The sequence below is a fragment of the Zwartia panacis genome (assembly GCF_030410395.1).
GTDB classification, from domain to species: domain Bacteria; phylum Pseudomonadota; class Gammaproteobacteria; order Burkholderiales; family Burkholderiaceae_B; genus Zwartia; species Zwartia panacis.
Genome location: NZ_JAUHHF010000001.1, coordinates 36,437 through 48,964, shown reverse-complemented (window position 1 = coordinate 48,964; position 12,528 = coordinate 36,437). Strand labels below are relative to the sequence as shown.

Annotated in this window: 13 protein-coding genes; 8 read left to right on the top strand and 5 right to left on the bottom strand. The window is 54.4% G+C overall.

Translation table 11 applies throughout. From position 1 onward, the window contains the following. Complete coding sequence (gene purM, locus QWY30_RS00235) at positions 1 to 1,047, bottom strand: phosphoribosylformylglycinamidine cyclo-ligase (RefSeq protein ID WP_290237220.1); 1,047 nt, start codon at positions 1,045 to 1,047, stop codon at positions 1 to 3. A gap of 70 nt (positions 1,048 to 1,117) precedes the next feature. On the opposite strand from purM, the gene hda reads away from it, so the two are divergent. From hda to folK, 4 genes are read left to right on the top strand one after another with little or no spacing between them, the layout of a single operon-like run. Further along, entirely contained in the window at positions 1,118 to 1,819 is a 702-nt protein-coding gene (hda, locus tag QWY30_RS00230) for a DnaA regulatory inactivator Hda (RefSeq protein ID WP_290237218.1), read from the top strand. Continuing rightward, the gene (locus QWY30_RS00225) at positions 1,816 to 2,514 is read left to right on the top strand and encodes an HAD family hydrolase (protein WP_290237216.1); all 699 of its coding nucleotides are present in this window, start codon (positions 1,816 to 1,818) and stop codon (positions 2,512 to 2,514) included. The genes hda and QWY30_RS00225 overlap by 4 nt, the downstream gene beginning before the upstream one ends. Then, positions 2,514 to 3,896 carry a polynucleotide adenylyltransferase PcnB gene (gene pcnB, locus QWY30_RS00220; protein WP_290237214.1) on the top strand — a complete coding sequence of 461 codons (1,383 nt, stop codon included), beginning with the start codon at positions 2,514 to 2,516 and terminating at the stop codon, positions 3,894 to 3,896. The genes QWY30_RS00225 and pcnB overlap by 1 nt, the downstream gene beginning before the upstream one ends. Positions 3,897 to 3,909: 13 nt before the next feature. Continuing rightward, complete coding sequence (folK, locus tag QWY30_RS00215) at positions 3,910 to 4,383, top strand: 2-amino-4-hydroxy-6-hydroxymethyldihydropteridine diphosphokinase (protein ID WP_290237212.1); 474 nt, start codon at positions 3,910 to 3,912, stop codon at positions 4,381 to 4,383. Positions 4,384 to 4,416: 33 nt separating this feature from the next. Here the strand turns inward: folK and QWY30_RS00210 are convergent, their stop codons facing one another. The 4 genes from QWY30_RS00210 to QWY30_RS00195 are packed head-to-tail and all read right to left on the bottom strand — an operon-like array spanning position 4,417 to position 8,767. Then, positions 4,417 to 5,610: a CaiB/BaiF CoA transferase family protein gene (locus QWY30_RS00210; protein WP_290237210.1), complete on the bottom strand. Its 1,194-nt coding sequence runs from the start codon at positions 5,608 to 5,610 to the stop codon at positions 4,417 to 4,419. After that, positions 5,607 to 6,437 carry an HTD2 family dehydratase gene (locus QWY30_RS00205; RefSeq protein WP_290237208.1) on the bottom strand — a complete coding sequence of 277 codons (831 nt, stop codon included), beginning with the start codon at positions 6,435 to 6,437 and terminating at the stop codon, positions 5,607 to 5,609. The genes QWY30_RS00210 and QWY30_RS00205 overlap by 4 nt, the downstream gene beginning before the upstream one ends. Before the next feature lie 15 nt (positions 6,438 to 6,452). Continuing rightward, positions 6,453 to 7,568 carry an acyl-CoA dehydrogenase family protein gene (locus tag QWY30_RS00200; RefSeq protein ID WP_290237206.1) on the bottom strand — a complete coding sequence of 372 codons (1,116 nt, stop codon included), beginning with the start codon at positions 7,566 to 7,568 and terminating at the stop codon, positions 6,453 to 6,455. Positions 7,569 to 7,576: 8 nt separating this feature from the next. Then, positions 7,577 to 8,767: an acyl-CoA dehydrogenase family protein gene (locus QWY30_RS00195; protein ID WP_290237204.1), complete on the bottom strand. Its 1,191-nt coding sequence runs from the start codon at positions 8,765 to 8,767 to the stop codon at positions 7,577 to 7,579. 225 nt (positions 8,768 to 8,992) lie between these two features. On the opposite strand from QWY30_RS00195, the gene QWY30_RS00190 reads away from it, so the two are divergent. The 4 genes from QWY30_RS00190 (at position 8,993) to QWY30_RS00175 (ending at position 12,483) form a co-directional block, all read left to right on the top strand. Continuing rightward, positions 8,993 to 9,664: a 3-oxoacid CoA-transferase subunit A gene (locus QWY30_RS00190; protein ID WP_290237203.1), complete on the top strand. Its 672-nt coding sequence runs from the start codon at positions 8,993 to 8,995 to the stop codon at positions 9,662 to 9,664. Beyond that, positions 9,661 to 10,374: a 3-oxoacid CoA-transferase subunit B gene (locus QWY30_RS00185; protein WP_290237201.1), complete on the top strand. Its 714-nt coding sequence runs from the start codon at positions 9,661 to 9,663 to the stop codon at positions 10,372 to 10,374. The genes QWY30_RS00190 and QWY30_RS00185 overlap by 4 nt, the downstream gene beginning before the upstream one ends. 108 nt (positions 10,375 to 10,482) lie before the next feature. Continuing rightward, positions 10,483 to 11,460 carry a tripartite tricarboxylate transporter substrate binding protein gene (locus QWY30_RS00180; protein WP_290237199.1) on the top strand — a complete coding sequence of 326 codons (978 nt, stop codon included), beginning with the start codon at positions 10,483 to 10,485 and terminating at the stop codon, positions 11,458 to 11,460. A gap of 18 nt (positions 11,461 to 11,478) precedes the next feature. Next, positions 11,479 to 12,483 carry a Bug family tripartite tricarboxylate transporter substrate binding protein gene (locus tag QWY30_RS00175; RefSeq protein WP_290237197.1) on the top strand — a complete coding sequence of 335 codons (1,005 nt, stop codon included), beginning with the start codon at positions 11,479 to 11,481 and terminating at the stop codon, positions 12,481 to 12,483. The last annotated feature ends 45 nt before the right edge of the window (positions 12,484 to 12,528 follow it).

Below are 12,528 nucleotides of genomic sequence, written 5' to 3'. Positions count from 1 at the left end.
TTACAGCACAACCGTTTGCGCATCAGTGGCTGCGCACTCGGCGATTTCTCCGAGCTGATAGACGGTTTCACCCTGCGCGCGAAGGGCACGGCTGATCGCCTCGGCTTGGGCGGCAGGCACCACTGCGACCATGCCAATACCGCAATTGAAGACACGATGCATCTCGGTATCCGCCACGCCACCCTGTTGCTGCAACCAGCTAAAAAGCTTGGGCATTTGCCAGGCATCGCGATGCAGGCGTGCTTGCAGGCCGGGCTGCAGAATACGCGGTACGTTATCAAGCAATCCACCGCCCGTGATATGAGCCAAGCCTTTGATTTCTTTACCGAAATCTTTTAAAACGGCCAGGACAGGCTTGACATATAAATGCGTGGGCGCCATGACGACATCACCGAGTGGCTGGCCGTAAAAGTCTTGTTCAGGCCGGGCATTGGCGCGCTGCAAGATTTTGCGCAGGAGGGAGTAACCATTGGAATGCGCACCGCTTGAGGCCAAGCCCAGCACCACATCACCTGGCTGGATCGACTTGCCATCAATCAGCAAAGACTTCTCAGCGGCACCGACAGCGAAACCTGCCAGATCGTATTCGCCTTCGGGGTACATGCCAGGCATTTCGGCCGTTTCACCGCCAATCAAAGCGCAGCCCGAAAGCTCACATCCCTTGGCGATACCGCCCACGACTTGCGCCGCGACATCCACAGACAATTTGCCGCAAGCAAAATAATCCAGGAAAAAGAGCGGTTCAGCCCCTTGAACCAGGATGTCGTTGACACTCATGGCAACCAGGTCGATTCCGACGGTGTCGTGGCGTTGCCAGTCAAACGCGAGCTTGAGCTTAGTACCCACCCCGTCCGTTCCAGAGACAAGAACCGGCTCTTTGTAACGCTTTGGCACCTCGAAGAGCGCGCCGAAGCCACCAATACCAGCCAGGACGCCCTCGCGCATCGTGCGTGCCGCCAGAGGTTTAATACGGTCTACAAGGGCATCGCCTGCGTCGATATCGACGCCAGCGTCGCGGTAAGTCAGAGGTGCTTGAGGTTGAGTCATGGGAAAAAGCCGTGGTTGTGTGACAATTGTGGACTTTCGTCCGTATTTTTACTGATTTTACGATGAGTCGATGAGTCGGCAGTTACTTCTAGAGATCACGCCCACACAAAGTCCAAGTTTGGACAATACCGTAGTGGGTGAAAATGCCGCTGCCATTGATGCGGCAAAGGGCTTGTCACGTGGTCGGGCGCTCTATTTATGGGGTCCTCCTGGCTGCGGGCGCACCCATCTGCTTCATGCAATGATAAAAGACAAAATGGCTGATTTTGTCGACACCCGGACCTGTTCGGACGAAATCATGGCGCTTGCCACCTTGCCGACAGACAAGCCCGGGGCAGAGATCGTGGCCGTGGACGACATTCAGGAAATGACCGCAGAGCAACAGGCTGCGGTATTTGCCCTGTACAATCGCTGGCGCGAGCTCAGTGCGACCAGCCAGGCTTTCAGTTTGGTCGTCACGGGCGATCGCGCACCGATGATGATGTCCCTGCGTGAAGACCTCCGCACCCGTCTGGGCTGGGATCTTGTATTTAGACTCGAACCATTATCCGATGCAGAAAAGCGCGAAGCAATTGTTGCCTACGCACTCAGGTGCGGACTTCCACTGGCCGCAGAAGTTCTGGACTGGATGTTGACGCACTACTCCAGAGACATTCGCCAACTTTTTGCGCTGGTGGACGCGCTGGACCGATACTCACTCTCCAAACACCGGACCATCACCGTGCCTCTTGTGCGCCAAATGCTGACTGACAAAGAATTTTTGCAATCATGACCTCCAGAAGACTCGCACTATTTGATCTCGACCACACGCTGCTGCCGCTCGACAGCGATTATCAATGGGCTGTCTTCATGGCGAAATCCGGTCGCGCAGGCGACCCCGCCGAAGCACTGCGACGCAACGAAGAGTTGATGGACCGCTACAACGCCGGTGAACTCACCGCCGAGCAGGCAGCCGAATTCATGCTGGGTCTGCTGGCGGCACACCCGCCCCACCTTCTGGCAGCCTGGCACGAAGAGTTTATGCAAAACGTCATTCGACCGGCCATGACACAGGCTGCCATCGATCTAGTTCAAAAACACCTGGCCGCTGGCGACCTCTGCGCGGTTGTGACGGCAACCAACAGCTTTGTCACGGCGCCAATTGCTCGGGCCTTTGGTGTGCCAACACTCATTGCAACTGATCCTGAATACATTGCCGGGCGTTACACCGGAAAAATTTTAGGTACTCCCAGCTTCAAGCACGGCAAAGTTTTACGCGTCAACAGCTGGCTCGACGGGATGAGCAAGAGACTGCACGATTTTGACGAATCTTATTTTTACAGCGACTCAATCAACGATCTGCCTTTGCTCGAAGTTGTCACACATCCCATTGTGACGAATCCGAGCGAGAGTCTGCTGGCGGTTGCCCAGCAACGCAAGTGGCCCGTACTGAACCTTTTCAACAAGCTAGCCGACGATAAATCCTGATGCTTACAGACACTATTAAACGCTTTGTCGGTCAGTTGTTTGGCCAACGATCGCAGGGTTTGCGAAGAATCGGCAAGGACAAACATGGCATCGATCGCCGCTTCGTCTCTCGCCATGCCATCAAGGTCTGCGAAGTTCTGCAACACGAAGGCTACCAAGCTTATATCGTTGGCGGAGCAGTGAGAGATTTGATCGTGGGACTCGAGCCCAAAGACTTCGATGTGGCGACAAACGCGACCCCCGAACAGATTCGCCCTCTTTTCAGACGCGCGCGCATCATTGGCAAACGCTTTCAGCTTGTTCACGTGGTGTTTGGACAGGAGATCATCGAAACCTCCACCTTTAGGGCGCCCGCCTCAGAGTCCCAATCCACCGATGGGCATGGCCGCATCCTCAGAGACAATGAGTTTGGCACCCATGCCCAGGACGCGGCTCGCCGCGACTTCACCATCAATGCGCTCTATTACGATCCCACGACTGAAGAGGTGATCGACTATCACAACGGTGTGGATGATCTCAAGCATCGCGTGGTGCGGATGATCGGTGATCCACGCACACGCTACCGCGAAGATCCGGTCCGTATGCTGCGGGCAGTTCGTTTCGCAGTCAAACTCAAGGGAAAGATTGAGCCTGCGACAAAAGAGCCGCTCGCCTCGATGGCCGAACTCATTGAAAATGTCCCAGCCTCTCGTTTGTTTGATGAAATGCTCAAATTGCTGACCTGTGGACAGGCGATGGAGTGCCTGACGCAATTGCGACAAGACGGTCTGCATCAAGGCATTCTCCCGCTCCTGGACGTGGTCCTTGAGCAACCGGGCGGCGAAGCATTCATCGAGCTCGCCCTGGATCGTACTGATCACAGAGTGCGCAGCGGCAAAACCGTGAGTCCGAGCTTTTTGTTCGCCGCACTCCTTTGGCATCAGGTCGATGTGCGTTGGAAAAAACGGGTGGCGGCGGGCGAACCCTCGATTCAAGCCCTCATGGAAGCCGCAGACTCTGTACTGGACGAACAAACAGAGAAGCTCGCGATTCAAAAACGTTTCAGTGCGGACATGCGCGAGATTTGGTTCATGCAACCACGCTTTGAAAAACGTTTACCTAAAGCAATCTGGCGAATGTTCGAGCAACCGCGTTTCAGAGCTGCCGTTGATTTTCTGCAGCTTCGCGCCGCCGCGCATCAGTTCGACAGTGTTTTGGCCCAATGGTGGATGGATCTGGCCAATGCGGACGACTCAACTCGCGCAGCAATGCTGGAGGATCTCAGCAAACTCCCTCGCGAATCCAGCGCGACCGGACCGCGTGCGCGCAGTCGGCGCAGACGAAGCCCGAGAGCGGGAACCGGTGCGAGTACGCCGCGCACACCCACCTCTGATGCCAGTTAAGGTTCTGTAGAGCATGCCTGTCCGCGCGTTCATCGGTCTAGGCGCCAATTTGGGACAAGCGCGAGAGACGATTGAAGAAGCGCTTGACGCGCTAAAACATACGGACGGGATTGAGTCGGTGGTTGTCGCGCCTCTATATGGAAGCGATCCGGTTGATGCGCAAGGACCGACCTTTGTGAACACAGTGGCCGAAATCCAAACGCGCCTCGAACCCCTGGCATTGCTTGATACTTTGCAGTCCATTGAAAAGATTCATGGTCGAAAGCGCCCGTATCGCAACGCACCTCGCACGCTGGATCTGGACTTACTCTGGTACGAAGGGGTGACCATGGACTCGGCCAGACTGACATTGCCGCATCCACGCATGCACGAGAGAGCTTTTGTGCTCAAACCCCTCAGTGATCTAACCCCCACGCTCGCACTCAAGCAGGGAAGCCTCAAATTGCTGCTTGAAAAATGTAGCGACCAAAAACTCTGGCCGCTTTAGACTCTAAATGGCTTTAAATGACTTTAGATCGGCTTATATCGCCTTGGCAGCCTCGAGCTTGGCGATCACCTCGTCACTGACTCCCAGAGACTTCAGGATCGCCAGAGTATGTTCGCCAATGCCCGGAATCGGATCCATGCGTGCCTCAAAAGCATTACTGGTCGCGGGTGGAAGCAGCGCAGGCAAGGCGCCAACCGGACTTTGAACTTCAGTCCAGCGATTGCGCGCCTTGAGCTGAGGATGCGCCCAGACATCTTTCATCTCGTTGACGCGCGCGTTGGCGATTTGCGCTTTTTCCAAGGCCTCGACCACCTGATCAATCGTCATCTTGGCAAAAGCATCGACAATCAAACCGCGCAATCCATCGCGATTGGCGACGCGTTTGGACGTCGAATCGTAGCGAGGATCCTTGGCCAAGTCGGGTTGATTCAAGACTTTTTCACAAAAGACCTGCCACTCTCGCTCATTCTGAAGACCCAGCATCACATTGCTGCCATCACCGACTGGAAAAGGACCATAGGGATAGATGGTTGCATGGGCCGCACCCGCACGCGGAGGCGGAGTCTGACCCTCGAAGGCGTAGTACATCGGAAAGCTCATCCACTCGACCATACTTTCAAGCATCGAAACATCAAGATGACTACCCAGTCCGGTTTTATGACGTAGCAACAATGCATTCAAAATTCCAGAATAGGCGTAAGAGCCCGCTGCGATATCCGCAATCGAACAACCCGCTTTGGCGGGCGCATCCGGGGAACCGGTGACAGAGATGAAGCCGCTCTCACTCTGGATGAGCAGGTCATATGCTTTTTTGGTTTCGTAAGGACCGCCTTCACCATAGCCTGAAATATCGCACACGATCAGCCTGGGGAAGCGTTGATGCAGCGCTTCAAAAGAGAGACCCATGCGCGCCGCTGCACCAGGTGCCAAATTTTGGACGAGTACATCAGCTTGTCCCAGTAACTCTTCCAGAATGGGACCTGCATCCTCATGCTTGAGATCCAGCGTCAAACTTTCCTTGGAGCGATTGGTCCAGACAAAATGCGAAGCCATGCCGCGTGTGCGCTCGTCGTACTTGCGCGCGAAATCACCCACACCGGGACGCTCAACCTTGATGACGCGTGCGCCATGATCTGCCAGTTGACGCGTACAAAATGGGGCCGCAATCGCATGTTCGAGGCTTACGACGGTAATACCGTCGAGTGGACGTGGACCGACTTTATTCATGATTCAAACCTCAGTTCAGCTTGGTGTGCGAGTGTGCCGTCTTGTTCGGCCCAGAGCTTGGCTTCACCCGGTGCGGCGATCGAGCCTGCGACAGAGAAGGGAGTCGGCGCAATGAGTGGACGCAGCCCGCGATAAGCCAGATGACGGACTTGAGAGGCCGGATGAGCCTTGACGAAGGCTCGACACATCAGCGTCGCGATCAAAGGCCCATGAATCACCAAACCTGGATAGCCTTCGGTCTGCGTGACATAGGGATGATCATAATGGATGCGGTGGCTGTTGAAGGTTACCGCTGAATATCTAAACAACAATACAGGGCTCGGATCGACGGATTCTTTCCACTGCGCCGCTGGGGCAGGCTCCGTGCCCTGAAGTTTGGGAGGGCTGGGCTCGCGGTACACGATATCCTGCTCTTCGCTGATCACAAGCTTGCCTGCCTGAACGATGTCGTGTTTGACTGTGACGAAAAGTAAGGATCCCGTACGTCCTTGTTTTTCTTTAATGGCCAACACCGTGGAAGTTTTTTGCGCTTCAACGCCAACACGCAACCCATCGTTGAAAGTCACGCGCCCACCTGCCCACATGCGATTTCGATTATCCGCAGGTGGCAAAAAACTACCGCGAGCGGGATGTCCATCCAGACCTGTTTGTGCGATTGGCACCGTCTCAAGAAAAAAGGCCCAATGCCAGAGGTGTGGCACGACTTGCCCGACTTGTGGTGTGGGCTCACCCAATGTGGCGGCGATACATGCTGCATGACCAGGATCCATACGATCCACCACGGTCTGGGATTTGCCTAGCCAGGCATTCAAATCTGTCGTCGACATCTACTGACTTCCTTATTAAGCTTCGAGATCTTGCATGCGCTGCAAGTGGTAGTTGGTGTCACCCAATAACAGATCGAGGTAGGTCAAACGTTTGAAATAATCTCCCACTTCGAGCTCATCGGTCACACCCATCCCGCCATGCGACTGAACCGAAGCCTCGCCGACAAAACGGGCAGCCGCAGCGACTTCGACCTTGGCCATCGAGACGAGTCGACTGCGCTTATCAGCATCCGCCTCGCTGAGCGCGATGGCAGCCACATAAGTCATCGACAATCCCATTTCTGATTGAATCAGCATTTCGGCTAAGCGATGCTGCAACACCTGAAAATTCGCCAGCGGCTGACCAAACTGTTTGCGAGTTTTAAGATACTGAATCGTGCTGTCGGTTAAGTAGGCCATTGCGCCACAGGCATGCGCACACAAAGCCACAATACCGAAATCAAGCGCTTTGCGCAGTGCAGTCTGGGCGAGCTCGCCTTTGGCAAGAAGATTTTCAGTAGGGACCGACACGCGCTCAAACATCACCGTGGCAGCGCGTGAACCGTCAAAGGTCGGAAAGTCCGTGATGTGTACGCCGGCACTATTGGTTGGCACCAGCAAGATGGCAGTTTCACCATCGAGCATCACGGATACGAGCAATGCGTCCGCCCCTGCAGCGTGCCAGACCAGGATCTTTTTTCCATCAAGCTGGTACCCGGCCGAGGTAGTGGCGGCACGCGTCGACAGCGGGCGTTGCGTGTCGCGCTCGCCCTCTTCTTGCCAAGCAACGGCAAGTATGGCTTCACCTTCGGCATGCGCAGTTAGCCATTTGTCTTTGAGAGCCTGATTATCGCTTTCACCGAGCAATGTGACGCCCATGACAGCACTGGAGATCACGGGCTCGCTCACCAATCCGCGACCAAGCTCCTGGTGAACTGCCAACATCGTCGCAGGCGTCTCGCCAAAACCACCGTAGGTCTGCGGCACAAGCAAACCGCCCATGCCCAGCTCGACCAAACTATTCCATGCAGGGATATCAAGTTTGCCTGCTTCCTGACGCGCCCGGCGCTTGGGTCGGGTCCAGTTGTCTGCGACAAGACGGCGCAGACTGTCAGTCAACATCCGTTGCTCTTCTGAGTATGAAAAATCCATGATGTATCCTAGACCCCAATAATTTGCTTGGCGATAATGCCTTTCTGAACCTCGTTGGTTCCGCCATAAATAGCCGTCTTGCGCATATCAAAGTAAGCGGCGGCAGCGGCAGCCGAATATTCCGGACCGGGGCCATGGAAATCGGCCTCTGCCAACATCCACTCCGGGTCGTACGGCCAGGCATCAGAACCTGCCACTTGCATTTGCAACTTGGCCAACTCCATCTGAAGCTCTGAACCTCGAATTTTCAGGATGGAGGCTTTAGGTCCGGGATCGCTGGACTCATCCGCGGCGACCCGCAAGACCATCATTTCCAGTGCCAGCACTTGTGCTTCGACACGATTGATACTGTCACGCACGCGCGGATTCAGACTCAGCGACTCTCCACTGGCCATCGTGCGCTCAGCCAATGACTTGAGGATCGCAAGCTCACGATGGCAGTGACCGATACCCGCGATACCGCTGCGCTCATGGCCGAGCAAGTATTTCGCATAGGTCCAGCCATTGTTTTCTTCGCCGATCAGATTTTCCAGAGGCGCCTCGACGTTTTCGAGCCAAACCTCATTGACCTCCGCGCCGCCGTCCAGTGTTTTGATGGGTCTGACCTGCACACCGGGCTGACGCATGTCGATCAGGATCATCGAGATACCGCGTTGTGCCTTGGCGGAGGGGTCAGTGCGGGCCAGACAAAACATCCAGTCGGCATAGTGCGCTAAGGTCGTCCAGGTTTTCTGTCCGTTGATAATGTAGCGATCACCGACTCGTTCGGCCCGCGTTTTCAATGAGGCCAGATCGGAGCCAGAACCGGGCTCCGAATAACCTTGGCACCACCAGTCATCGACGTTGATGATGCGAGAGAGGAAACGGTCTTTTTGAGCTTGGGTGCCGTATTTAATCAGCACCGGACCAATCATGCCCAGACCGAAGGGCAGTAGACGCGGGGCGCCCGCTTTGAAACATTCGATTTCAAAAATCATCCGCTGAACAGCATTCCAGCCGGTACCACCATACTCCTTGGGCCAGCTCGGTGCACCCCAACCCTTTTCGGCGAGGATTCGATGCCAACGCAAATAGTCGTCGCGTTTGATGCGGTGATGGGCAAACGTCTTTGCGCGTAAATCTGCTGGTAATTTTGCCTGCGCAAACGCGCGGACTTCTTCACGAAAGGCGCGTTCTTCGGGGGTCCAAGTCAAGTCCATGAGTGTTCTCCTGTGCACGTTATCTTAACGCCCCTCGCCCCCCTATCCTGTCTGTCATTTTGGAAGTCCCCGTTCAGCAAGTGAAAAACCTCGCGTGCCTCTCATCGATAAAAATAACCCTACAATCAAAAAAAATTATTTCTCAGACAGCACACATACTAATGAAAACCCTAATACTTGGTGTCTCGGCGCCACTTTTCACTGAGAGCCCCATCTGGAGTCAGCATGCTCAATAAAATAAAAGCGTCCCTGCAAGAAGCGATCGAACCTATTCAGGACGGCGCGACCATCATGGTGAGCGGCTTTGGTGATGCTGGCATACCTTTTGAGCTGATGAGCACGGTGCTTGACAAGGGAATTCGAGAACTCACGATCATCAGCAACAACGCAGGCACGCATGAGACCGGTATTGCCGGACTCATCAAAGCTGGACGCGTACGCAAAATTGTTTGTTCACACCCACGGCCAGCCAACTCGGATGTATTTGCCAACGCATACAGAGCGGGTCAGGTCGAACTTGAATGCATGCCACAAGGCACACTCGCCGAGCGCTTGCGTGCGGCCGGTGCTGGACTAGGACCTTTTTTCACCCCCACCGGCTTCGGCACTTTGATTGCCGAGGGCAAAGAGCAGCGCGTGATCGATGGCAAAGGCTACATTCTTGAACAGCCTCTGTCGGCGGATTTCGCCTTGGTGCGCGCACATTTAGGTGATCGCTGGGGAAATCTGACATACCGCTGGGCCGCTCGCAACTTTGGCCCTGTGATGTGCATGGCTGCCAAGCATACGATCGCCCAGGTTAATCGTATCGTCGAGCTCGGTGAACTTGCGCCTGAACATGTCATGACACCCGGAATTTTCGTTCAATCAGTTGTCGCAATCGGAGGCGAGAGATGAGCACAACGCCAGCCAGCAGTTTCAAACCACTCACTCGCGCAGAAATTTCCTACCTTGTAGCCCATGATTTTCCTGATGGATCCGTGGTGAACCTGGGCATCGGCATGCCTACGCAAGTTTCTGACTATCTGCCTAAAGACCGCGAAATTTTGCTGCACAGTGAAAACGGAATTTTGGGGATGGGCGGCGCAGCGGTTGGAGATGAGATCGACCTCGATCTGATCAACGCCAGCCGTACGCCCGTCACCCTGCTCAAGGGCGCCTCGATCACCGAACACACCATTTCTTTCGCCATGATGCGGGGCGGCCATCTGGACTATTCAGTTCTGGGTGGTTTTCAAGTCGCATCCAACGGCGATCTGGCAAACTGGATTACCTCGGGTCCCGATGCGATTGCGGCAATCGGTGGCGCCATGGATCTTGCGATTGGCGCGCGAAACGTCATCGTCATGATGGAGCATGTCGCCAAGGATCAGACCCCAAAGTTGATGCAAAAGTGCACATACCCGCTCACCGGCGCCGGGGTGGTTGACCAGATCTACACAGACTTGGCCATCATTGATGTGACCTCCCAAGGCTTCGAGGTGCGCGCGATGATTGAGGGCTTGTCGATGGAAATATTGCAACAAAAAACTGGCGCTCCGCTTAGGGCTTCAGCAAAACTCTCCGTCATTCGCCGCAATGCGCAGGGAAATCCCGTCTACGGGTAGTCATGAATGGCGGCAGCGCCTGTTTGCGTCACAATAATCAAATCAAGGGCGGGGACACGCCCACACCAAAACGGGAACTCAACCGGGTCTCGTGATTCGAGGAGAACAATGATGAACAAAAAAATATCGATTGGCCTGAGGCTCGCGCTGGGCGCTGCCGCACTCGTTGCACACAGTTTGGCCTGGTCGCAAAGTACCACCAGCCAACCATTGACCTTGATCATTCCCTACCCTCCTGGTGGAAGCGCTGACATGCTGGCGCGTCCGATGCTGCCAGAGCTGCAAAAGAAACTTGGTCGCACGATCGTGCTCGACTACAAAGCTGGAGCTGGCGGCACGATCGCCACACAAGCACTGGCCCGCGCGAAACCAGATGGCAATACGATCTTGATGGTGCTGACCGCACACGCGATCAATGACGCGCTCTACCCATCCCTGCCCTACGACACTCGCAAAGACTTCGCACCTGTCTCACTGGTCGCGACCTTACCTTTACTCGTGGCCGCTCCGCTTGCGACACCTGCGAACACCATTCCCGAGCTCATCGCTTACGCCAAGAAAAATCCAGACAAACTTTCATATGCTTCAGCAGGCAACGGAAACACGAGCCATCTGGCTGTGGAGTTATTCAAATCACAGACTGGCACCCAGATGACACACATCCCCTACAAAGGTAGTGGTCCAGCCGTGATTGCGATGCTTGGCAATGAAGTGAATTTCATGTTTGACAGTATTTCAACGTCCTATCAGCAAGTTAAAACCGGCAAGCTCAAAGCAATCGCGGTGACGGGCGCCAAGCGCGCCTCCATCTTGCCAGATGTGCCGACTGTCGCCGAAACACTGCCCGGCTTTGAAGTCAATGTCTGGTATGGCATTTTGGCACCCGCCGGCACACCTGCGGCAATTGTGGACAACCTGAGCAAGGCCTTTGCAGAGGTGGCTGCCGATCCAAAAATCAAAGCTCAACTCAATTCGAATGGCTACGAAATGGTGGGCTCCACACCCGCCGCTTTTGGTCAACTCATTGAAGCAGAACTCGTCAAGTGGAACAAAGCCGTCAAAGAATCTGGCGCAAAAATCAACTAATTTTCGAATGGACTGAATATGAAAAATCAATCATTTAAAACAACAATCATTCAAGCATTACGCATCGTCTGCGGCCTGACTCTCACGTTCGGTGCGACCACTTCTGCTTTGGCTCAGACAAACTGGCCAGACCGTCCGATCAAATTGATTGTGGGTTATTCCCCAGGCGGCCCAGTCGATACCACTGGACGTATCTTTGCGCGCTTTTTAGGCGACGAACTCAAACAAACTGTCGTTGTTGAAAACAAGGCTGGCGCAAGCGGAATGATTGGTGCAGACTCAACAGCCAAAGCAACGCCGGACGGCTACACCTTGAATTTTGTCGCAAGTCCCAGCCTGACGATTTCTCCCATTGTCCAGCGCAGTAAGTTATTCAATCCGCGCACGGACTTCACGCTGATCAGTCCAATCGTCAATTACGCGAACGTGCTACTGATCGGTCCGCAGATTCCTGCCAAAACCGTTGGAGAACTGGTGGACTATGCGCGCAAAAATCCTGAGAAAGTGAGCTTTGGTTCTGCAGGCTTTGGTGGCTCGAATCATTTATCGGCAGAATTACTTAAGCAATCCACAAAAACACAAATGCTGCATGTGCCTTACAAAGGCAACGCACCCGCGATGGTGGATGTGATCGGTGGAAAAGTGACGTTCATGTTCGATATCACCAGCACCGGCAAAGCCTTTATCGATAGCGGCAAGGCACGCGGCCTAGCTGTCACTTCGAAAGAGCGCAACCCAAGCTTGCCGAATATTCCAACGATGATCGAAGCGGGTATTGCTGATTATGAAGTGCTGGGTTGGTTTGCTGTCATTGGTCCTAAAAACATGCCCCAGCCTATCGTGGCCAAACTCACCGCTGCAGTCGAGGCTGTGAAGAAAAATCCCGAATTCATTAAAGCGATCGAAGCGGGTGGTTATTCACTCGACAAAGAGGATGCCAAGGCTCTGAGCACACGCATCGACAAAGAATACAAGATGTGGGAAGACGTGATTACGAAGGGCAACATCTACCCAAATCAGTAAATCATTCAGTTAATTTTTAAATCAGATCATTATTCATTGGAGTGT

What these genes read in the sequence shown, in the direction of transcription:
- purM (WP_290237220.1), bottom strand. Translation starts at nt 1,047, where the DNA reads ATGACTCAACCTCAAGCACCTCTGACTTACCGCGACGCTGGCGTCGAT.
- hda (WP_290237218.1), top strand. Translation starts at nt 1,118, where the DNA reads ATGAGTCGGCAGTTACTTCTAGAGATCACGCCCACACAAAGTCCAAGT.
- QWY30_RS00225 (WP_290237216.1), top strand. Translation starts at nt 1,816, where the DNA reads ATGACCTCCAGAAGACTCGCACTATTTGATCTCGACCACACGCTGCTG.
- pcnB (WP_290237214.1), top strand. Translation starts at nt 2,514, where the DNA reads ATGCTTACAGACACTATTAAACGCTTTGTCGGTCAGTTGTTTGGCCAA.
- folK (WP_290237212.1), top strand. Translation starts at nt 3,910, where the DNA reads ATGCCTGTCCGCGCGTTCATCGGTCTAGGCGCCAATTTGGGACAAGCG.
- QWY30_RS00210 (WP_290237210.1), bottom strand. Translation starts at nt 5,610, where the DNA reads ATGAATAAAGTCGGTCCACGTCCACTCGACGGTATTACCGTCGTAAGC.
- QWY30_RS00205 (WP_290237208.1), bottom strand. Translation starts at nt 6,437, where the DNA reads ATGTCGACGACAGATTTGAATGCCTGGCTAGGCAAATCCCAGACCGTG.
- QWY30_RS00200 (WP_290237206.1), bottom strand. Translation starts at nt 7,568, where the DNA reads ATGGATTTTTCATACTCAGAAGAGCAACGGATGTTGACTGACAGTCTG.
- QWY30_RS00195 (WP_290237204.1), bottom strand. Translation starts at nt 8,767, where the DNA reads ATGGACTTGACTTGGACCCCCGAAGAACGCGCCTTTCGTGAAGAAGTC.
- QWY30_RS00190 (WP_290237203.1), top strand. Translation starts at nt 8,993, where the DNA reads ATGCTCAATAAAATAAAAGCGTCCCTGCAAGAAGCGATCGAACCTATT.
- QWY30_RS00185 (WP_290237201.1), top strand. Translation starts at nt 9,661, where the DNA reads ATGAGCACAACGCCAGCCAGCAGTTTCAAACCACTCACTCGCGCAGAA.
- QWY30_RS00180 (WP_290237199.1), top strand. Translation starts at nt 10,483, where the DNA reads ATGATGAACAAAAAAATATCGATTGGCCTGAGGCTCGCGCTGGGCGCT.
- QWY30_RS00175 (WP_290237197.1), top strand. Translation starts at nt 11,479, where the DNA reads ATGAAAAATCAATCATTTAAAACAACAATCATTCAAGCATTACGCATC.